Origin of the sequence: Pseudomonas sp. PvP028, from assembly GCF_017832255.1 — a bacterium.
Taxonomy (GTDB): domain Bacteria; phylum Pseudomonadota; class Gammaproteobacteria; order Pseudomonadales; family Pseudomonadaceae; genus Aquipseudomonas; species Aquipseudomonas syringae.
This window is the reverse complement of record NZ_JAFIBL010000001.1, coordinates 408,984-429,869: the sequence shown is the minus strand read 5'-3', so window position 1 is coordinate 429,869 and position 20,886 is coordinate 408,984. Positions and strand designations below refer to the sequence as shown.

The 20,886-nt window shown below is 59.0% G+C and carries 20 protein-coding genes; 12 read left to right on the top strand and 8 right to left on the bottom strand.

Features of this window, described 5'->3' with window-relative positions:
- Window positions 1-51: 51 nt before the first annotated feature.
- Window positions 52-858 carry a hypothetical protein gene (locus tag JOE34_RS01970; protein ID WP_003391221.1) on the top strand — a complete coding sequence of 269 codons (807 nt, stop codon included), beginning with the start codon at window positions 52-54 and terminating at the stop codon, window positions 856-858.
- A complete protein-coding gene (gene rimI, locus JOE34_RS01965) occupies window positions 851-1,306 on the top strand; it encodes a ribosomal protein S18-alanine N-acetyltransferase (protein ID WP_003345934.1) in 456 nt (151 codons plus the stop codon). The genes JOE34_RS01970 and rimI overlap by 8 nt, the downstream gene beginning before the upstream one ends.
- Window positions 1,307-1,315: 9 nt before the next feature.
- Here the strand turns inward: rimI and JOE34_RS01960 are convergent, their stop codons facing one another.
- Window positions 1,316-1,720, bottom strand: coding sequence for a hypothetical protein (locus JOE34_RS01960; protein WP_003345936.1), 405 nt, complete (start codon window positions 1,718-1,720; stop codon window positions 1,316-1,318).
- A gap of 166 nt (window positions 1,721-1,886) precedes the next feature.
- On the opposite strand from JOE34_RS01960, the gene can reads away from it, so the two are divergent.
- Window positions 1,887-2,525 carry a carbonate dehydratase gene (gene can, locus JOE34_RS01955; protein WP_003345939.1) on the top strand — a complete coding sequence of 213 codons (639 nt, stop codon included), beginning with the start codon at window positions 1,887-1,889 and terminating at the stop codon, window positions 2,523-2,525.
- Window positions 2,526-2,582: 57 nt separating this feature from the next.
- Here the strand turns inward: can and JOE34_RS01950 are convergent, their stop codons facing one another.
- From JOE34_RS01950 to JOE34_RS01940, 3 genes are all read right to left on the bottom strand, one after another.
- A complete protein-coding gene (locus JOE34_RS01950) occupies window positions 2,583-4,247 on the bottom strand; it encodes a methyl-accepting chemotaxis protein (RefSeq protein ID WP_065088317.1) in 1,665 nt (554 codons plus the stop codon).
- 119 nt (window positions 4,248-4,366) lie between these two features.
- Complete coding sequence (locus JOE34_RS01945; RefSeq protein ID WP_003391228.1) at window positions 4,367-5,026, bottom strand: HD domain-containing protein; 660 nt, start codon at window positions 5,024-5,026, stop codon at window positions 4,367-4,369.
- A 64-nt stretch (window positions 5,027-5,090) separates the two neighbouring features.
- Window positions 5,091-7,112: an acyltransferase family protein gene (locus JOE34_RS01940; protein WP_046267085.1), complete on the bottom strand. Its 2,022-nt coding sequence runs from the start codon at window positions 7,110-7,112 to the stop codon at window positions 5,091-5,093.
- A 258-nt stretch (window positions 7,113-7,370) separates the two neighbouring features.
- On the opposite strand from JOE34_RS01940, the gene JOE34_RS01935 reads away from it, so the two are divergent.
- From JOE34_RS01935 to JOE34_RS01925, 3 genes are all read left to right on the top strand, one after another.
- Complete coding sequence (locus JOE34_RS01935; protein WP_032623634.1) at window positions 7,371-7,715, top strand: zinc ribbon domain-containing protein YjdM; 345 nt, start codon at window positions 7,371-7,373, stop codon at window positions 7,713-7,715.
- 108 nt (window positions 7,716-7,823) lie between these two features.
- The gene (locus JOE34_RS01930; protein ID WP_003414902.1) at window positions 7,824-8,255 is read left to right on the top strand and encodes a thiol-disulfide oxidoreductase DCC family protein; all 432 of its coding nucleotides are present in this window, start codon (window positions 7,824-7,826) and stop codon (window positions 8,253-8,255) included.
- A gap of 268 nt (window positions 8,256-8,523) precedes the next feature.
- Window positions 8,524-9,732 (top strand): sugar transporter, encoded by a 1,209-nt coding sequence (locus tag JOE34_RS01925; RefSeq protein ID WP_004419231.1) that lies wholly within the window; start codon window positions 8,524-8,526, stop codon window positions 9,730-9,732.
- A gap of 65 nt (window positions 9,733-9,797) precedes the next feature.
- On the opposite strand, the gene pcsA is transcribed toward JOE34_RS01925, so the two are convergent.
- Together pcsA and JOE34_RS01915 are read right to left on the bottom strand one after the other, a co-directional pair.
- A complete protein-coding gene (pcsA, locus tag JOE34_RS01920; RefSeq protein WP_003421621.1) occupies window positions 9,798-10,517 on the bottom strand; it encodes a phosphatidylcholine synthase in 720 nt (239 codons plus the stop codon).
- Between the two features lie 86 nt (window positions 10,518-10,603).
- Window positions 10,604-12,616: an alkaline phosphatase D family protein gene (locus tag JOE34_RS01915; protein WP_046267086.1), complete on the bottom strand. Its 2,013-nt coding sequence runs from the start codon at window positions 12,614-12,616 to the stop codon at window positions 10,604-10,606.
- A 256-nt stretch (window positions 12,617-12,872) separates the two neighbouring features.
- On the opposite strand from JOE34_RS01915, the gene JOE34_RS01910 reads away from it, so the two are divergent.
- Window positions 12,873-14,513, top strand: a complete 1,641-nt coding sequence (locus JOE34_RS01910) for a methyl-accepting chemotaxis protein (protein ID WP_209995071.1) — start codon at window positions 12,873-12,875, stop codon at window positions 14,511-14,513.
- An 8-nt stretch (window positions 14,514-14,521) separates the two neighbouring features.
- Here the strand turns inward: JOE34_RS01910 and JOE34_RS01905 are convergent, their stop codons facing one another.
- A complete protein-coding gene (locus tag JOE34_RS01905) occupies window positions 14,522-14,959 on the bottom strand; it encodes a GNAT family N-acetyltransferase (RefSeq protein WP_004402488.1) in 438 nt (145 codons plus the stop codon).
- 81 nt (window positions 14,960-15,040) lie between these two features.
- Window positions 15,041-16,234 carry a diguanylate cyclase gene (locus JOE34_RS01900; protein WP_016567199.1) on the bottom strand — a complete coding sequence of 398 codons (1,194 nt, stop codon included), beginning with the start codon at window positions 16,232-16,234 and terminating at the stop codon, window positions 15,041-15,043.
- A gap of 304 nt (window positions 16,235-16,538) precedes the next feature.
- Here JOE34_RS01900 and JOE34_RS01895 point away from each other — a divergent pair, with 304 nt between their 5' ends.
- The 5 genes from JOE34_RS01895 (at window position 16,539) to JOE34_RS01875 (ending at window position 20,846) form a co-directional block, all read left to right on the top strand.
- Complete coding sequence (locus JOE34_RS01895) at window positions 16,539-17,852, top strand: PAS domain-containing methyl-accepting chemotaxis protein (protein ID WP_046267089.1); 1,314 nt, start codon at window positions 16,539-16,541, stop codon at window positions 17,850-17,852.
- Between the two features lie 218 nt (window positions 17,853-18,070).
- Window positions 18,071-18,472 (top strand): PAAR domain-containing protein, encoded by a 402-nt coding sequence (locus JOE34_RS01890; RefSeq protein WP_010424930.1) that lies wholly within the window; start codon window positions 18,071-18,073, stop codon window positions 18,470-18,472.
- Window positions 18,472-19,038 (top strand): PAAR domain-containing protein, encoded by a 567-nt coding sequence (locus tag JOE34_RS01885; RefSeq protein WP_024683507.1) that lies wholly within the window; start codon window positions 18,472-18,474, stop codon window positions 19,036-19,038. The genes JOE34_RS01890 and JOE34_RS01885 overlap by 1 nt, the downstream gene beginning before the upstream one ends.
- On the top strand, window positions 19,035-19,760 hold the full coding sequence (locus JOE34_RS01880) for a VRR-NUC domain-containing protein (protein ID WP_010424928.1): 726 nt from the start codon (window positions 19,035-19,037) through the stop codon (window positions 19,758-19,760). The genes JOE34_RS01885 and JOE34_RS01880 overlap by 4 nt, the downstream gene beginning before the upstream one ends.
- Window positions 19,761-19,769: 9 nt before the next feature.
- Entirely contained in the window at window positions 19,770-20,846 is a 1,077-nt protein-coding gene (locus JOE34_RS01875; protein WP_209995069.1) for a type VI immunity family protein, read from the top strand.
- The last annotated feature ends 40 nt before the right edge of the window (window positions 20,847-20,886 follow it).

Here is a 20,886-nt window from a genome sequence, read left to right as displayed (position 1 = left end):
GGCGAACAACGCTAGAATTGCGCGCTTAACTTATCCACAGGTGGCTGACCCTTGCTCAACGAGTCCCGTCGCCGCGCTTATTTGACTGCCATGCAGGTGGTCAACTGGCTGCCGCGCACAGAACTGCCATTCGCCGCGCCGTCGCGTCCACAACTGCTTGTGCCGTTGCCGCCGCCGGTCGAGGTGCAACGTGTCGCGCCTGCTGCTTCGCCAGCGGAGCACGCTGCGCCTGCCGAAACGTCGAATGTCGAGCCGGTTGCCCGCCAGCCCGAGCGCCCGAGGGTCGAGGTGCCTCGCCCTTCATTGGCCAGCACGCGAACAGCCACCCCGGCCGCCGAAGAGGCCGAGCCGGCGCCGCCCAAGGCGCCGGTGGTACCGCCACCGCGCTTTGCCCTGCAATTGTTGCGCGCCGGACGCTGCCTGTTACTGGTCGAACTCACCACGGGTCAGCCGTTTCAGAGCCGTGATCCTTCCTACCTGCTGCTCAAGGACATGCTGCGCGCCGCCGGTCTGCCCGACAGCCCGCAGATCATCGGCGAGCCCGTGCGCTGGCCGTTGCTGGTCCGCGGCCAGATGGACCAGGGCCCGGAGGCCGCGCGTGATTTCGTGCAGGGCTTCGTCGGCGCGCGGCTCGAGGACGAGCCTTGTGCCTGCCTGTGGCTGATCGGTCTGCCGTCGATGAAGTATGCCGGTGAAGCCGATGCCGAGTCTTACCACCGTGAACTGCAGATTGAAGGTCTGGGTACGGCCTGGGCGCTGCCAGGTCTTGAATTACTGATGGACGAGCCTGAGCGCAAGGCGGATGTCTGGAAAGCCATGCGTCGGCTGATGACGCGCTGGAAATCGATCGATGAGTGATGCCGTAACCTTCCGCCGCATGACCGAAGCCGACATGGACGCGGTGCTGAAAATCGAATACGCGGCGTTCAGTCATCCCTGGACACGCGGCATCTTTCTCGACGGGCTCAAGTCCTATGAGATCTGGTTGATGTTCGAGGGCGCGCAGCAGGTCGGACACGGCGTCATTCAGGTCATCATCGACGAAGCGCACCTGCTCAACATTACGGTCAAACCTGAAAATCAGGGGCGGGGTCTTGGCCTGTTACTGCTCGACCACCTGATGAAGCGCGCTTACCAGCTCAATGCACGAGAATGCTTTCTGGAGCTGCGTGACAGCAACCGCCCAGCCTATCGTCTGTATGAAAACTACGGTTTCAACGAGATAGGCCGGCGTCGTGACTACTACCCGGCATCCGACGGCGGCCGTGAAGACGCAGTGGTCATGGCCTGCACGCTGCTGGACTGAGTGTCCGGATCAGCGCTGGTTGCCGTCCAGCGGGTCGATGAGTGCCAGTTCTTCTTCGTCCAGGCCGTTGCCACCGCCAATGTCATCTTCATCGACGACCGTAACATCCAGGTCGGCCGGGAGGTCTTCGCCTGGCTCGTTCGGTGAGCGGGCGCCGTCTTCATGGATCAGGGTTTCCGGAGACAGATCATCGTCGGTCGAATGATGGTCATCGGTGGAAGCCCCCGTGAGGCCTGCTTCGCGCACTCGCTGATCCGGAATTTCATGTTGCAGCTCGCCTTCAGGGATAAGATCGCCGATACGGCCCGGTTCTTCCTCGTCGAAATCGAGTGTTTCCATGGAGCCCATGCGGTCTTCGTTATCGTCGATAGGTTCCGGTTCGGTAGCACCAAACGGGCGGCGTGAATCGTTCATGAGAAATCCTCATTTCAGGTGGTCGTAAAAAGTGGACCGACCATGACTTTGAAGATTCCTTTTTGTTGACGACAGGCATTCGTAACGCGTGGCATCACAGCGTGACTTGAAGGATCGGACACCAGTCCAAGGCTGGGCATCATTATCGAGATCGAGGCGTCAAAGCATGAACGAGCTACAAGACCTGATTGATAACAATGCACGCTGGGCCGATGCGATAAAGCAGGAAGACCCTGAGTTCTTCGCCAAACTGGCCCGCCAGCAAACCCCTGAGTTCCTGTGGATCGGTTGCTCCGACGCACGCGTGCCGGCCAACGAAATCGTCGGCATGCTGCCGGGTGATCTGTTCGTTCACCGCAACGTGGCCAACGTCGTACTGCACACCGACCTTAACTGCCTGTCAGTGATTCAGTACGCAGTGGACGTGTTGAAGGTCAAACACATTCTGGTCACAGGCCACTACGGTTGCGGCGGCGTGCGTGCGTCCATGCAGGACCGCCAGTTCGGCCTGATCGACGGCTGGTTGCGCACGATTCGTGACCTGTATTACGAAAACCGCGAGTTGCTGGCCAAGCTGCCGACCGAGGAAGAGCGCGTCGACCGCCTTTGTGAATTGAATGTGATTCAGCAAGTGGCCAACGTCGGTCACACCAGCATTGTGCAGAACGCCTGGCACCGTGGGCAGAGCCTGTCTGTGCATGGCTGCATCTACGGCATCAAGGATGGCCGCTGGAAAAGCCTCGACGTAACCATCAGCGGCTTCGAGCAACTGCCGCCGCAGTACCGCCTGCGTCCGCAGGACTGATAGCCGTTGTTCGCCAGCCAGCCTCTTGTTGCAGGCTGGCTGGCGAGTTTCAACCCATCACAACACGAAACGCTGCACCATCAGGTTCAGATCATTCGCCAGCATCGACAGTGCGTTACTCGCGACGGTGGTCTGCTGCGCGCCTGAAGCGGTCTGGCTGGACAGCTCGCGAATACTGCTGAGGTTGCGGTCCACTTCAGTCGCCACCTGGGCCTGCTGTTCTGCGGCACTGGCAATCAGCAGGTTGCGGTCGTTGATGGTGGCGGTTGAATGAATGATCACTTGCAGGGCTTCGCCGGTCGAGGCGGCCTGTTCCATCGTCAGGTTGGCCTGCGTCGCCGTGTGGCGCAGCGAGCTGGCGGTTTGCTGGGTGCTTTGCTGCACGCCGCTGATCAGCCCTTCGATTTCCGCGGTGGATGCACTGGTGCGTTGCGCCAGTGAGCGGACTTCATCGGCCACCACGGCAAAACCACGCCCGGCTTCGCCTGCACGAGCCGCTTCGATAGCCGCGTTCAGCGCCAGTAAATTGGTCTGATTGGCAATTGCGCGAATCACATCGAGGATGCTGCTGATGCTCTGGGTGCGTTCGGCCAGCCCTTGCGCCTGATGCGACGAGTCCAGCACATTTTCGGTCAGCTCCTTGATCGACAGAATGGTTGCCGAGAGCTTGTCCTGCCCTTGTGCTGCCGCCCGGGTCGACGCCTCCGATTCGGTCACGGTATTGCTGGCGTTGCCTGCCACCTCGATGGCCGCCTGACTCATCTGATTGACCGCGACAGCGGCCTGTTCGATTTCAGTGTTCTGCAATTGCAGATTGAGCGCACTGGCTTCGGCGATGCTGCCCATCTCCTGAACCGACTGCGACAACTGCGTCGCCGCTGCGTAGATCTGGTCGATCGTACTGTGCAGGTTGGTGCGCATGCGCCCGAGGGTGATCAGCAATTGCGCGGTCTCGTCCTTGCCGTCCGGTATCGGGTGCTCGCTCAGGTCGCCATCGGCAATGGTGCTGGCGATGTGTAAAGCCTGCCGCACCGGGTGGATGATGCTGACGCTCAGGCGCCAGGCCAACAACAGGGTCAGTGCCAGAACCAGGCCAATGGCGCTCAGCGCAATGATCCGCGTTTGCTCGTAGCTGGCACCTGCGGCCTCTACGGCGGCGGACGCACTCTGTTTGTTCAGCTCCCGCAACAGCTGCACCTGCATGTCCATCAGGTCGCCTTGCAGCGAGAGCATGGTGTTGGCCAGCATCCTTGCCTCGTCCAGCTTGTTCTGCTCGATCAGCGCGATCTGATCCTGCAAACCGGGCATGAAGGCCTTGTAGGCATCCTGCAACGCGACAATCGAGTCATGCTCAGTGCCCGACTGGACACGCGCCAGGTATTCCGAGAAGCCTTTCTCGACCTCGTTCCTGAGTTGCTCGACATTGATCTTGCTGTTGATGACGGCGCCCGGATCGTCGGCGTTGGCGATCAGACGGGTGGTTTCGCTGCGCAGCTTGACCAGGCCGATGGCGATGGCATCGGCGGTGGCGATACTGGGCAGGGCGCCGCTCTCGACTGCCTCGCCCTGTGTGCGGATCGCTTGCATCTGCAACAGGCAGAACGCGCCAAGCGCGACCATCAACAGGGAGGTTATGGCAAAGCAGATGACCAGGCGCAGGGTGATTTTGAAGCGGCGCAAGAGTGTTGTCGTTGTGGCTTGCCGGCGTAGGAAACGAGGCATCAATCTTTTCACGGCACACAACCCCTATAAACACGCGGACCTTCTCGGAGAGCCGTTTATAGGGCAATTGTGTGATGTCTTTATGACATCTGCTGAATGATGGATGTGCAGCCAATGACTCATGGCTGCGGGGGAGCAATTTCCTCCATCAGTTCATCCAGAAAGCGCTTGACCCGGTGGTGCCGGGCTTTCGCCAGTTGTGCGCCGGTAGCGGTCTGAAAACCGTCAGCCAGTTGCAGCAGCTTGGTGTGGAAGTGGTCGACGGCGAAATTCAGGTCGTCATAGGGGCGCTGGCTGGCATACGGATCATTCGGGTCGTAGAGCGCTCTGCCGAGGCGCCCTGACACGTAGAAGGTGCGGGCCACACCGATCATGCCCAGCGAGTCCAGACGGTCGGCGTCCTGCAGTATTCTGGCCTCGAGGGTCAAGGGCGTGATCGCCGCCGAGAAACTGTGCGCTTCGATGGCGTGGGCGACGGAGGCGATGCTCTGCTCATCCCACCCCATCTCGGTCAACAATTCGCTGGCCCGCGCCGCCGCCAGTCGCGATGCGCTGGCGCGAAACGGCGAGTCTTTCTCGACCGAAACGCAGTCATGCAGCAGCGTTGCCGCAATCAGCACACGGGCATCGCCGCCTTCACGGTCACGAATGGCGCAGACGTTCTTCCAGACACGCAGCAAGTGCGAGACATCGTGCGAGTCGTCGATTTTCTCTGCGTGGGTGTGGGGTATCAGCAGGTTGGCCAGGTCCTCGAAGGGGGTGAAGCTGGCGGCGGTCATGCGGTGGTCCTCGGAGGCTGGGCAGGCATCAGCATTACAGACAATGCCGCCTGATAAAACCCTGTCACTGGTCAAGAATATGGCTGATCTGGCCGGCAAGCAGCCCCGCACCTCTGGCGTTGAGGTGGTTGAAGTCCTTGTAGTACGAATGCAGGTCGCCGATCAGGCATTGCCTGTCCTTGCAGAAGGCGTCATCCAGCGTGATCAGGCTGATGTGTTTTGACTGGCTGGCACGCAGGAACAACTGGCGGGTGAAACGCTGCAACAGGTCGTGTTTTTCCACCGGCACCGACAGTTCGCTGACCCGCTGCAAGGCTTGCGCATCGTCTTCCGAAGCGTCCCGCGCCAAGCGATAGTAGAGACTTTCAGGGTTGATCATTTGCTGCGGCACCTGCGCGATGATGAACACCTCGGCGCCGATACTGCGGTAGGCCTCGATCGTGTGTTCAAGGGCCTGGCTGAATACCCTGCGCGAGGTTTCGCGACTTTTCTCCGGATCGGCGCGCGAGGTCAGGAAATACGTGCTCATCGTCCTCTCGCTGTAATCGTCGCCGGTATACAGCGTCCAGCGCGCCACCAGCACGACCTTTTTGATCCGCTGCCGCTTCACGTACTCGAATTCCCGATCGGCCAGCGCTTCGCAGACCCCGGCAGCGTAGTTGCCGTTAGCCACGTCCACGCCGAGCAAGGGCAGGCAGCCGCCCAGGCCGATGTGCGCGAGGGTCCTGCCCTGATCCCGAGCGGCGGCGTCGAACGTCGATAACAGCGCTTCGGAATGGCTGTCGCCGAACAGCGCCATGTCCGGTACTGCCTCCTTGTCAGCAAGGCCGAACAGGCAAAAATCGACGTTGCCGCTCTTGCCGTCCAGAGGCTGGTCGCATTTGTCGCGTATCAACGGGTCGGCGAATGCTTGATGCAGCTCCGGGTCGACAGCGAAGCGCTGGGGAAAGCCGTTATTCACATAGCCAACCAGCCCCAGCGTGATAAACAGCGTCGAGGCAGCGCCTGCCGTAGTGAAAATCTGACGGCGATTGAAGGTGCCGGCCTTGCGAAACGGCTGCTCGACGAAACGCCAGCTCAGCCAGGCCAGTGCCAGAGACACAAGGGTAAGCGCCAGCATGAGTGGCAGGCCTGGCTCATTCAGGTTGTACTGGCGGGCAAAGGCAAAGACGGGCTGATGCCACAGGTAAGCGCTGTAGCTGAGCATGCCGATCGCGACGGGCGCACGTGAACTCAGCGCGCTCCCCACCCAGGTCTTGCCATGGGCGAAGACGATGATCAACACCGCACCCAGTACCGGTACCAGCGCATTGAGGCCGGGGAAGGGCGTGCTGCTGTCGAAACCGACCACGGCATAACCGATCAGCAAAATCCCCAGTAAAGTCGCCGCCTGATCGACAACGCTCGCGCGCCCGATGCTGCGCGGTCGCCAGGCAAAGTAGAAGGCGATGAACGAGCCCGCCAGCAATTCCCAGGCACGTGCCGGCAGCAGATAAAACGCGTTGCTGGTGGCTTGATGGGCGCCCAGTTGCGCCAGCGCCAGGCTGGCCAGGGCAGCGACTATCAGTAGCACGATCAGCCACTTGCGGCCCAGGCCCCAGGCCAGCATCAAGAGCAGCGGGAAGAACAGGTAGTACTGTTCTTCCACCGCGAGCGTCCAGGTGTGCAACAACGGTTTGAGTTCTGCCGTGGCGTCGAAATAGCCGCTTTCCAGCCAGAACAGCACGTTGGATGAAAAAGTCGGCACCGCCACCAGACTCTTGGCAAAGTACTTCAGGTCAGATGGATCGAGCGTCAACCACGCGACAGGCAGGCAGATCAGCATCATCACGAACAGCGCAGGCAGGATGCGCCGCGCGCGTCGTTCGTAAAAGTTGATCAGCGAGAACCGGCCTCTGATCTTCTCCGCGATGATGATCGAAGTGATCAGATAGCCGGAGATCACGAAGAAGATATCGACGCCCACGAATCCGCCGCTGAACAGCGGCAAGCCCGCGTGGAACAGAATGACCGGAATGACCGCGAGCGCGCGCAGACCATCGATCTCGGGTCGATAGCCGAGTGCCGGGTTATGAGGGATGCCCATGTGATGTGCTCGATGCAGTAAGTGGCAAGAGACGGTAAATGCACGCTGCAATAGCTACCGCCAACGCGAGGCGCAGGGGTCGTGTAGGGAGAGGACGAAGAGGCGTTGCCGGACAGAGAGTGCTGTATTTTTTAGTTCAGGTCTTCGCTTCTGTCCAATGACGGAGGCAGGTTTATGACGGCAGATCAGTCTCTTCCCACCTGAAACAGGAAAAGCCCTTTATAATGCATGGTTTTACCCCTCCTCGATGCGAGAACCATTGTGAGCTTACCGTCCTGCCCGAAATGCAATTCCGAATACACCTACGAAGACGGCAGCCTGCTGATCTGCCCGGAATGCGCCCATGAATGGTCTGCCGACGCCGTTGGCGCCGATGCGTCCGATGACGTGAAAGTCATCAAGGACTCAACGGGCAATGTGCTGCAGGACGGCGACACCATCACGGTGATCAAGGACTTGAAAGTCAAAGGCTCTTCGCTGGTGGTCAAGGTCGGTACCAAGGTCAAGAACATCCGCCTGGTCGATGGCGACCATGACATCGATTGCAAGATCGACGGCATCGGCGCGATGAAACTGAAGTCGGAGTTCGTCCGCAAGGTTTGATTCTGCCGGGTAATGGCTTTAGCCTGAACGCCTCGCCGGTCCTTTGATTGGCGGGGCGTTCATGTTTCCGGGCGCGCCAGGGCTGTTTTTCCTGAACAGGTGAATACCGTGCCGAACACTCCCGCCCCGTATCTGAAACCTGATGAATGTGTCGTGCTGTTCGATGGCGTCTGCAAGCTGTGCAATGGCGTGGTGAAGTTTCTGATTCGCCATGATCCGCACCGGCGTCTGCGCTTGGCCGCCGTGCAGTCGGAGCAAGGGCAGGCGTTGCTGAAATGGGCCGGGCTGCCGCTCGACGATTTTCATACCATCGCGGTTATCGTCAACAATCGGGTCTTCGTGCGCTCGGACGCCTTTCTGCACATCATGGGGCTGTTGCCCGCACCGTGGCCGCTGCTCAAAGTGCTGGGGATTTTTCCGCGCTTTCTACGCGACTGGGCCTACAACCGTATCGCGCTCAACCGATATCGCCTGTTCGGGCGCTATGATCACTGCCTGTTGCCGTCGCCCGAGCACCGGCAGCGCTTCCTTGACGGCTGACGACCGGCGGTCAATTGCAAAGTCGGTTATGTGCACACGGGTTGTGATCCACTCTGGCGGTCCGTAGAATTCGTGTCATCTGGCTTCACTCCCCATATCCACAATAATCCACTCTGCACACTGCGCCCGATCCTTAAGGTCGAGCGGAGCGTTTTTGCGTTGGTTTTTCAGGGGAGCGAGCCGCGGTTTTCCATACAGGTGTCAGGCGTGCGTGTGCACGCGTGGCGGTCGGCCTTCGGGTCGGAACATTTTCAGGGCGTTGTGATTCTTGATAACTTCACCTCCAAACGAGCAGGCAGGTAGCTGGCTTGGCGTATTCGCGCTGGCCTTGGCGGCCTTCATTTTCAATACCACCGAGTTCGTGCCGATCGGTCTGCTGAGTAACATCGGTCAGAGCTTCGAGATGACCCCGGCCCAGGTCGGGCTGATGCTCACGATCTATGCCTGGGTCGTGTCGCTGATGTCGTTGCCGATGATGCTGGCGACGCGCAACATCGAGCGCCGCAAGCTGCTGATGTTCGTGTTCGGCCTGTTTGTGGTCAGCCACGTCCTATCTGCGATCGCCCCCAGCTTTGCGATCCTGCTGGTGAGCCGGGTCGGTATCGCGTTTGCACATGCGGTGTTCTGGTCGGTTACGGCGTCGCTGGCCGTACGCATCGCACCGCCCGGCAAGCAGGTTCAGGCGCTGGGCCTGCTGGCGACCGGTACGTCGTTGGCGATGGTATTGGGTATTCCGCTGGGCCGCGTGCTGGGTGAAGCCCTGGGCTGGCGGACCACCTTTCTGGGCATCGCCGGCATCGCTGCGCTGGTTGTCTTCCTGCTGGTCCGCGCGCTGCCTTTACTGCCCAGTCAGAACTCCGGTTCGTTGCGCAGCCTGCCGATCCTGTTCAAGCGCCCGCGGCTGATGGCGATCTATCTGCTTACCGCCATTGTGGTGACCGCTCATTTCACCGCCTACAGCTACATCGAACCGTTCACCCAGACCGTGTCACAGCTCAGCGGCGAAATGACCACAATTCTGCTGCTGGTCTTTGGCGGTGCCGGGATCATGGGCTCGATCATCTTCAGCCTGTTCAGCGACCGCTTCCCGAACGGGCTGTTGATCACCGCCATTGGGACGCTGACCCTGTGCCTGCTGATGCTGTTGCCGCTCTCCGGTGATGCCACGACGCTCGGCACGCTGACCATTATCTGGGGCATGGCGATCATGTGCTTCGGCCTGACCTTGCAGGCGCGCGTGCTGTCGCTGGCACCCGATGCGACCGATGTGGCGATGGCGCTGTTCTCGGGCATCTTCAATATCGGTATCGGCGGCGGCGCGCTGCTTGGCAGCGTGGTCAGCAGCCATCTCGGGGTTGCCAATGTCGGCATCGTCGGCGGCCTGCTGGCCCTCGGCGGGTTGGGGCTGTGCTGCTACACAACGCATCACTTCGGCAAGGTCCGGCCTGCTGCCGAGATGCAGGCCGAGAGCAAATAGGACGCGCATAAAAAAGCTCGCTGACGCGCAATGCGTTCAGCGAGCTTTTTGGTCTGGCTTGAGGGTCAGGCTTTAAGCCGACCGAGCCACTCCAGCGACGTTCTCCAGATACAAATCCCCAGGAAATACGCCGACATTGCCAGCCACAGCCCCATGACCACCGGGCCGTTGTGCGGATGGTTGATGATCAGCAGTGCGCTGGACAGCAACCATACGGTGGTCACCGCGATATTGAGCGGCATGAAGCGGCGCACGCGGAACGGGTGCAGGAACTTCATGCGGGTCATGGTCAGCAGCGCCAGGGCGATGATGGTGATGAACGTCAGCCATGGCGCCGGTGACAGAATGTAGAGGCACAGTGCAACGACGTTCCAGGCGGCGGGGAAGCCCTGAAAGTAGTTGTCCTTGCTTTTCATGTCGACGTTGCAGAAACAGAACAGCGACGAAACCAGAATGACCGAGATGCTCAGCAGCAGCGTGTAATCCGGCACCGGTATATAGCGGTAGATGAACAGTGCCGGGATGAACACGTAGGTCAGGTAGTCGATGACCAGATCCAGCACTGAGCCGTCGAAGTGCGGCAGTACCGACGTGGTGTTGACCTTGCGAGCCAGTGAGCCGTCGACTCCATCCACGATCAGGGCCGCGCCCAGCCACAACAGGCAGGCTTTGGGTTCGTTGTTGAACAAGGCAATGGTCGCCAGGAACGCAAGGACTACGCCGGTGGCGGTGAAGCCATGCGCCCCCCATGCGTTGAGTCTGGCTATGCGTTGATTGGTTATCACGGGGGCGCTCTCCAGGAAGTAATGCTTGCCAGGGTGTGCCGCAACCTGACCGGTAGCAACTATCGACCCGGCAATTGCCGATAAGTTTAGCGGTGACTATCCCTTGTTTCCCGGTTGTTTTCCAGAAAGCCACGCTCTTCGTCTGATCGCTGGTCTCTGTATTCTTCCGGTTCGACGAAACAGGTAGGCGCGTCACCGTTGGCATTGAGTTGGTTGATCAGGGTCGGCTGGCCCTGTTCATTGAACAGTACCTGCCCGACACCCGCCGAGTTCCATAAGCGTTCACCGGCCTTGCTGTGCTCGGGCGTGCGCGGAACAACCTTCATCAGGCGGCGCTTGGTGAACCAGTTAAGAGGTGAGCGGGGAGAGTATAACCAGCGATTCAGCCGATCAAAAGTGTCGAGTAGACGACGGGGGAATTCATTCTTGATGCCACTGCTGGTGATTTGCCAGATGTGAGGCCCGCCGCTGCGCTGGCGGATCAGGATTTCGTAGACGAACGAGTAATGCACATCGCCCGACAGGATCACATAATTGCCCGGGGTTCTGGAGTGGCGAAAGATGTTCAGAATCACGTTGGCAGCACCACGGTGCGCCATCCAGTTCTCCGCATCGACCAGCAACGGATAGCCACACCAGCTGAAGATACGTTGTATTGCCTCGATCAACTTGACACCGAAAACGGGGGCAGGTGAGACGATAATCGCCGATTTATGGTCGATCAGCTCCTGTTGCAGCTCACTGAGCGCTTCCCAGTCGAGCAGCCCGGACGGGTGATTGAAGTTCGACTCGCTGCGCCAGCGTCGGGTGCGGGTATCCAGTACCACCAGCGCCGGGCTGGTCGGTAGCACGTAATGCCATTGCTGAAACTTCAACAACTGATCAATCAACTGGTCCTGGGCCTGGCTGTCCAGCCAGTTGTCGTTGGACACGGCCTCGCTGCTCAGGGCATGAGCCTGTTTGACCAGCCCGTTGAGCGCATCCGGGTTATTGCCCCAGCCCTGACACAGCAGATAGGCAAGCAGGGCGTTACCGATGATGCGTTTGGAGAATGGATGGCCGTACGCCGTTTGCTCCCAGTTCGCCGACAGGTTCCAGTCATCGGTGATGTCGTGGTCATCGAAAATCATCATGCACGGCAGATGCGCCATCGCCCGTGCTACGCCGCCCAGGCCCTCGGTAAACACCTCGACCAGATGCTGCTCCCTGGCGTAGCGCTCGACTTCCCCGTCTTCCAGTTGGGGCCTGCCGGGTTCGATCAGGGTCCAGGGCGTCGGTGACCACACCAGCAGGTACATCGCCATGACTTCCGCCAGGGTGACCAGATGGTTATCCGCTGTGCTGCTGGTGAATACCGGCTTACTGGTGCCGCCGAAGAAGCGCTCGCGCAGTGTGTCGTTGCTTTTCAGGGCCGGCAACAGGTCGGCACGCTGGTAATAGCTGGCCGGATGCGCATAAAGACGAGGGCTGTCATCGACGATGGCACCGTCAAGTCGCTCGTCGAACAACCCCAGCCGTTCGATCAATACATGGATGGCGCGCAGCATCGGTCCGGCGACATCGTCGGCGTAGATCTGATCGCCGCTCATCATCAACAGCGCAGGACGTTGCAGCGGCTCCTGGATGTCGGCCAGCAGGCGGTCCACGCAGAGCAGACCTTCGGCCGCGCTGTGGTGCGGCTTGCGGCACGAGCCATGCAGCAGATGATCGATGCTGCTGCGCACCACGAAGTTCGGGTAACGGTGACCCTCGTACAGCAGGTGCGGCGCCCATTCGGCAATACCGCCTTCGCCGTCCACCAGCAGGTCGTAATCGATCCAGGTGTCACGGGGCAGTTCGGCGTCCAGTTGCAGGTCGATCAGGTGAATGAACGCATGGCGCCCAATTGCGATGACCTGACATTGACTGTCGTCGAGTACGTAATCGTTGAAGCCCGCAGTGGGGTCATCAGTAGCGGCATGACGCAGGCGCATTGTCAGGCGCAACGGACGAGACCCCACCAGCCACAACACCAGGCGGTCAGCTTCCTGACGGCGCAACAACGGGCCGGCAAGGATGGACGGCAGCGAAGTGAATGGTTCGATGGAAGAAGCGGACATCCTGACTCACGGCTCTGGGGGACACAGGCCGGGATGGTAACGCAACAGGCCTGGAAAGTTCTTGTTACGCCACGTGACTGCATGTTTCCGGACAGTGCAGGCAACGCGAAACGCCCGGCTCAACCGTGCTCATATGAAGACTTTGTTAACCGCCTGCAGAGTGCGCTGAAAATGCCGATATACACCTATGCAGAGGGCATCAGAATTCCATAAGGTTTTATGGCGTTATGCCATATTTGCTCATGAGGGTTCCGCTATGAAATGGTTTTACAACGCAAAGCTGTCCGCCAAGCTTTTTATGGCTTTTGCGCTGTGCGCGCTTTTCACCCTTGGGGTGGGCGTAATAGGCAGTCGCGGCATCAGTGCCTTGTCCGTCAGCCTTGATAACGTGTTTACCAACAGCCTGCTGTCGGTTACAAAAACAGGCGAGGTCAAGGCCTCGGTCATTGCTCAGAACCGTGATCTCTATCGTTTATTGGCTGCCATGGCAGGCAATGCGCCACAAAGCGTCAAGGACGATATTCTCGCGAGCATGACCGTTAACAGGACTCAGGCTGAAAAAAGCTACGCCACCTACCGGGCTACGCCGCTTGACGATGACGAGCGCGCTGCCGGTGATCAGATGGACAGAGACTGGCCTGGCTATCAGGCACTCATCGAGCAAGCCAAAGGTGTTGCCCTGTCCGGGGATATTGCAGGGGCAAGAGCGATCATCGACGGTGATGTACGCAGCGGTTACCTGAAGGTCATGGATGAGCTGAGCACCATCGTCAATTCCAATAATCGTCAGGCGGGCGAGGCCGCTGTAGCGTCCGACCAGACACAGGACGCTGCGCAACGAAATCTGTACATCGGCATAGGTTTGTCATTCTTTGCCGCGTTTGTGATGGGCCTGTTCATAAGTCGTGCCATCAGCACGCCAATCAACACTGCGGTGACCAATGCCCGGCGAATTGCAAGCGGTGACCTGACCCTGCCGATTGTCAGCCAGTATCACGACGAAGCTGGCATGATGCTGGTTGCCCTGAGCGATATGCAGGACAACCTGAAAAGCACGATCGGGCAAATATCCAGCGCTGCCGACCAGTTGGCCTCGGCTGCTGAAGAGCTGAATGCCGTGACTGAAGAAAGCAGTCGCGGTCTGATACGTCAGAACGATGAGATTCAGCAGGCCGCTACGGCGGTGAACGAGATGACCGCTGCGGTCGAAGAGGTCGCGCGTAATGCCATTTCGACGTCGGAAGCGTCCCGACAGACCAGCACCGACGCGGCTGCCGGTCGTGATCAGGCCCGCGATGCCGTGAATGCGATCAATACCGTCAGTGCCGAGATCAGCAGTTCGACCACCATGGTCGAAGAGCTCGCCGGGCGCGTCCGTGAGATCGGGCAGGTACTGGACGTGATCCGTGGGATCGCCGAGCAGACCAATTTGCTGGCCCTCAACGCCGCCATCGAGGCTGCGCGTGCAGGTGAGCAAGGTCGCGGCTTTGCGGTGGTGGCAGACGAAGTGCGGGCGCTGGCCGCTCGAACCCAGGCGTCCACCGGCGAAATCGAAACCATGATCGGCAGTGTCCAGGCCAGTGCCGATCAGGCCGTGCGGGCCATGGGCAACAGCCGCACCTTGGCCAGCAACACGCAAACCCTGGCTCAAGCCACAGGGCAGTCGCTGGAGCGCATTGCGCAGAGCGTCGCCGAGATCAACGACCGCAACATGCTGATAGCGACGGCCTCTGAAGAGCAGTCCCACGTTGCGCGTGAGGTTGATCGCAACCTGGTCAACATTCAGGATCTCTCCGCCCAGACCGCCGCAGGTGCCAATCAGACCAGTGCTTCAAGCCAGGAACTGTCGCGTCTGGCGATTTCCTTCAACAACCTGGTGGGCAAGTTCAAAGTCTGACGCAAGGCTCAGGCCGTTGTGTTCGGCAGGCGCTTCTGGAAAAAGAAGCGCTTGTTGCCGGGCGGATAGTCGTCAATCTGGCCGAACTCGGTGTAACCGTGGCGGCGATAGAAATCGGGGGCCTGGAAGTCGAAGGTATCCAGCCAGATTCCCGTGCAGCCCTTTTCAACCGCCAGATCCTCGGCCATCTGCATCAAACGCGAGCCCATGCCTTGCCCACGGGCTTGTTCCGGCACGACCAGCAGCTCGATGAACAGCCACTCATAAAAAATGCGAGCGTGCAGCCCGCCGAGTACTTCCCGGGTTTGATCATCGCGAATGAACATCGCCACTTTCTCGGACTTGCCGTCGCCCGCCTGCTCGGCGTTGAAACGTTTCAGTGGTTCCAGAATCGCCAGACGATCCTCTTCCGTAGGGTTGGTATTGACGTCAATGTGAACGCTCATGCGATGGCTCCCAGCCTGGGTGTGCACCGAGATTAAAGTGGCAGGGGCATGGCGTAAAGCAGGATCCTGCGGGATGTCATTTCACGCGAAGCACACGCAATTACGTCCGGCACGCTTGGCTGCATAGAGGGCATTGTCAGCCGCGCCAATCAGGTTCTCGGCACTGGTCATAGGCGCTGTCGCACAGGCCACGCCGAGGCTGACGGTGACCAGCGCGTTTTCGCCGAGCACCGGGTGCGGCAACTTGAGTTCGGCAACCGAGGTCTGCAGGGCCTCGGCCACTTCTCTGGCCTGCACGGGATTGCCGATCATCAACACCAGCACCTCTTCGCCGCCGAACCGGAACGCCACAGCACCATGCTCATGCGCGCTTTGCTGGACTTTCTGACAGAGCAATCTGAGGCAGGTATCCCCTTGCGGGTGCCCGTAGTTGTCGTTGTAGGATTTGAAGTGGTCGATGTCCAACAGGATGATGGCCACGTTCTCCGGTGTATTACGAGCGTGCTCCCAGACTGATGTCATCACTTCGTCCTGGTAGCGTCGGTTGAACAGCCGGGTCAACCCATCGGTACGCGCGAACTCCATCAGTTGCACTTGAAGCAGGCGTCCGCGAAGCGCAAACAGGTAGCTCATACGGCCTGCCCGCTCCAGAAAGTAGGAGGCCATCAGCAGCAATGCCACGGTCGAGACGAACAACACAGCGTTGGCCTGCCAGATCACAAAGTCGGCGAAGCTGGCAATGTAGGTAGTCGCCAACTGGATGATCAGCATGCAGGACATGGCGACAGCGGCATGGCGCAACGGCAATTGCTGGATCATGGTGCAGTAGACCATGATCAACAGCATGCCGAGTTGATAAAAGATTTGATAAGGGCTGTTGCTGTGAATCATCACCAGCAGTGGCATGAGCGAGCACGCTACCGTGGCGAATGCAGCGATGGTTTCCAACGCCCAGCGCGTGGAAACCCGTTGGGCCAGCATCAACAGCGCGATAAACATCGGCGTTATCAGGCACAGACGGCCCACGGCTACATAGAAAAATACATCCCGCAGTATCAGCCAGTCGCTGATCAGGAACAGGTTGTAGATCAGACAGCCGCCAATCCCTACAGCCGTCAGGAATTCGCGCCGCGGCAGCCGGGTTTCTTCCTGGTAGCGTTTCTCAAGAACACGGCTGAAGCGCAACGAGCCGACACCTGAAGTGATCGTCTGCTCGACCTCGGCAAGGAGTTGCGCATCTTCAAGGCTGGGGCGTTCAAGGGCAGAAACGAGCATGTGACACCGGGACATTAACATCGAGAAACATAGGACATCACGGATGATGTCTTAGTGCTATCAATGTATCGTGTGACCAGCCCAAAGTCGACCGGTGGTGGCTAACGGCGTGGCCTGGGTGACAAATGGCCGCGGGCTGTCATCACTGAAAACATCTCGCAGCAATGCGCGAGATGGCTTTTAGAGGGGCGTTTTTTTCGGTCGCAACCGCCCTGTAATTCAATCTGCCACCATCAGACGAAATGCCTTAAACCCGTCTACGCTTGTGTCGATATATACGTACAACCTCACTATGGGTGCCGTCATGTTCAACGCTCGCTTGAAAAAGGAATTACAGGCACAAAAGGCCGAGTTATCCATGTACCGGCAGATGCAGAAAGGGATGGATGCGCAAATGGTCTGTCTGACTCTGGACGCCAACCACCACATCGTCCACGCCAACGAGAACTTTCTCAATACGCTTGGCTACTCGCTCGAGCAATTGCTGGGTAAGGACCTGGACCACTTGGTGCCCACTTACGTCAAACAGCTTGATTGCTATCGCAGTCTCAAAGTGGCGGTGCAGAAGGGTGAGTCGGTCATCGACAGGTACCGTTTTCTGCATGCAGACGGCAGGCTGGTTTGGATTCGCGCCCTCTGGCAGCCGGTGCTGGATGAGCAGGGCAGGCTGATGACGTTGCAATGCTACGGATCGGACATCACCCAGATCGTCGAAACGGCTGCCGAGAACTCTGCGTTTATTCAGGCATTGTTGCGCTCCACCGCCGTGATCGAGTTCAACCTGAGCGGCCAGGTACTGACTGCCAACGATCAGTTCCTGCGCGGCATGGGTTACAGCCTGGCGCAGATCAAGGGTAAGCATCACAGTATATTCTGTGATCCGGCAGAAACCTCTCAAGCGTCGTACCGGGAGTTCTGGGCGATGCTCAACCGTGGCGAGTTCGTGGCCGGACGCTTCAAGCGTATCGATAGCAACGGGCGTGAGGTCTGGCTGGAAGCAACCTACAACCCGGTCCACGATGCTCATGGCAGGCTCTACAAAGTGGTCAAGTTCGCCACAATGGTGACCGACCAGGTGGCCCGCGAAGAAGAAGTCAGTCAGGCCGCCAGCGTAGCGTTTGAAATCTCCCAGCAGACCGACGTCAGCGCCCAGCGCGGCGCGGACGTGGTGCAAAACACTGTAAATACCATGCGCAAGATCTCCGAAGAGATGCAGTCCGCCTCCTCGGGCATCGAAGCGCTTGGCAAACAGTCATTGCTGATCAATTCCATCGTGCAGACCATTGGTGGCATTGCCCAGCAAACCAACCTGCTTGCACTCAACGCCGCCATCGAGGCCGCACGTGCCGGTGAGCAGGGCAGGGGCTTTGCTGTGGTGGCTGACGAAGTCCGCCAACTGGCAGGCCGCACCAGCGCTGCAACCGAAGAAATCGTCAGCGTCGTGCAGCAAAACCAGGCGCTGGCCGATGAGGCGGTACGCGGTATGGCCAACAGCCGCACCCAGGCGGAACAGGGACTGGTACTGGCCAACGAGGCCGGTGCGGTGATCGTCGAGATTCAGGAGGGGGCCAAACAGGTGGTGGGCGCCGTGGGGCGGTTTGCCAATCAGTTGAAGTAGCGCCCTCTGAGCACCGAGACTTCATTTCAATGGTTGCGTATTGAATGGACGAAGAGGCTTTTTCTCCACCCGGCGGAAAAGCCTTTTCCGTTGTGTCGGGATTTTCCTACAGTTATTTCGCTCAGCACGACACGTTCTCATCTGACGCCAAACCGCTGGCGTGATGCCTGTTTGCTTGGCAAAATCCCCTGCACAGACCATAACTGCAGGGAGCAACCATGAACGGCATGGAAGTCGATGGAAAACGCCTGGCCGACGAGTACATAGCGAAAGTCGCAATCAAACCCGTTAAAAAGCGCTTTCCGGTCGCAAGCGAAAGCTCTACCACGCAACGTGGTGGCCGCATCGTCGCCACCAGCAACATGCACACGACGGGCGGGCGCGTGGCGCTGGTGGGAGACCTTGCGCATTACCCCGATGGCAGCCAGTCACGCATTGTGTCTGGTGTTGGCCCTGCAATGCACCATGAAGGTCATCAAGTCGCTTTGGTCGGTAGCGTTTTTGAAAATGGCGACGTCATCACCGGTCCCGATCACAGCGGTATGGTCGTCGTGGAGTATGCCGACGAGTCGGCGGCTCCAGGCCTTCACGATCCTGTTTCGCCAACGGGAGCATGCTGATGCAGCCTCTTATCGTAGTTGGCGATATGACTTCCCACGGTGGCGTCGTTTTATCGGGCGCCCCCACTATGTTGATCGATGGCAAGAATTGCGCGCGTGTGGGCGATATGGTGACGTGCCCGCGTTGTAAAGGCGTGTTCCCGATCGCCGAGGGCGACCCCAGCCTGATCGAAGACGGTAAAGCCATTGCCTATCACGGCTGCCGGACTACCTGTGGCGCGATGCTCTATTCCAGCCAGGTCAGCACCATGACCGACCCTTCCAGCGGCGCGGCGTCGGGTGTCCAGGGCGGCTTGATCGATGGATTTGGCCGCATCAGTCCCGGCCTGATGGCGGGTTATCAGGATGAGCCGCTGGATTCATCCGCGAAGATCTTTCGCGGTCGCTTTCAAGTGCTGGATGCAGCGACTGGCAAGCCCATCAGCGGACAGCCAGTGCGCGTGCGTTCTAGTGACGGCCAGTACCTGACCGGCAGCACCGATGACGAAGGTTACACCCAATGGGTCGAACGCGACGCTGAGGAAGCGCTGGCGTTTGACCTCATTGATGAACCCGGCCAATCATGAGCGATCCTATAAAGCCCGGTGCGCCGTTGGCCAATGGCGCAATGTCCACAGAGGGCACCACCACACCGGTGAAGCTCAGCAAGCCCGAACTGGACTTCGCTGACAAGAAAGTACTGTGCTCGGCAATCTGCAAATGCAAGAGCACGCCCGGCATCGGCAAGGATGGGCGCTCGCTCAAGCAGTCCTGCGTCTCCGGGCAGCTCAAAGCGCTCGACGGCATCCTTCAGCACCGCAGCCCGTACAAGCCGGAGGTCAACTACGACATGACCCGACAACCGCCGGCGCCGATCATGGACCGGAACGTGGAAACCAAGGGGCACGACTGGCTGCCCGGCTGGATAAAAAAATGGTGGGATGCGCCGGATGATCAGGGGACACAACGAGGTTCGTTTAAAGCGGGTAGAGGGCTGATTCGCCGGCCTGATGTGGTTATTGTCAACGATCCAACTAGGCCACCCACTCAAGATAATATAAAGCAGGTCGTCGAGATCAAGTTTCCTCCTGACAAGATGAACGAAGCTCAACGGAAGGCCTACACCCTTATTTCCGGGGACGAGGACAAGCTCGTGGAGCTAGAGCCCAGTCATTGCGACTGTAATCAATCCGAACCTAATCGTTCCAAAATTCCGGTGGAGCACCTCGGCACCGCTGCTCTGGTTACTGGCATTGTGTACATGCTGTTGACTAAACGCCCGCCCCCCGGAATGGTGCCTGCGCTTTAAGGACTCGATATGACCGACTTACCGTTCGACCCTATTCAATTGATGCGCGAACATCCCGAGAAAATGCGTATTCCTGGCGGTCTGCTGACCAGACAAGGCCCGCAGGACTACGTAGGCGGCGTGCCTGCGATCACAGGCACGTTGTTCTTCAATGACGCTCATCTGCCCGAAGTGCGCGAGGCTATCTGTTTATGTTTCGACGAATATGAAGCCCTCGCCAAGGAACACCTGACCTGGTTGTGGCGTGAGGAGCCACCAGAGGGGCCGGACAAGTTTGCCTACTCCAAAGCTCCGGCAATGCGGACCATGATGAAACGCATGCATGAGGACGACTTGGTCAGCTTTACCTACATCAGCGGTAAGCAGGCTCATGACGCCGGTGACTGGGAGTTCAAGGTTTTCGGCATGCGCGGCTGGGAGGCGAAAATGATCGTGCGCGGCACTTCAGCTATGCGCTTCAGCATGCCGTTGCTTTACGTCGAAGAACATCCGGCTGCTTTTCAAGCGATGTTCGTGAGTTTTGCACAGCGCTTGAAGGCTATTCATGGCTATGGCGGTCATGGCCTGGTGCTGTCTGCCGTGCGCATGAGTGACAATCAGCCTTACGAGGCTTTTCTGGCCGAAAAGCTACACGGGCTTGATGTGGGTCATCCTGTTGCCGGGTCTACTCATGCCCACAAAGGCATCAAAACCGTCTCATGGCTGACGGCCTTGAACCATGAACTGGTAGAGAAAATAGGCGGGATAGGTGAAATTCAGGCCGAACTGCCGATGGACTGGTTTGCGCTCTATGACTACGGTTCAGGGCTGGTCATCCAGTCCGGGCCTACACCGGAAGCCGCGCCGACCGATCAACCAAAGCCCGCACGATTGGTATTGCCGAACAGATTATTCAAAGAAATTCGTTCCCCAAAGTTCAGCCTGCACTACGCCTCCAGGGACGGCGAACCGCGCATCGTCGGCTGGGCAGCCGAGCAATGGCTCAAACGCTTCGATATCGAAGAGGATGAGCTGATGGCTTACAAAGCCAGACTGCTGGATGAGCCCAGGCTGACCAAGGCCACTACGTTGCCGGACCGCTTGTGATGTCACCTGCTCATTATTCCTTGGTGCAAGACGGCAAGGA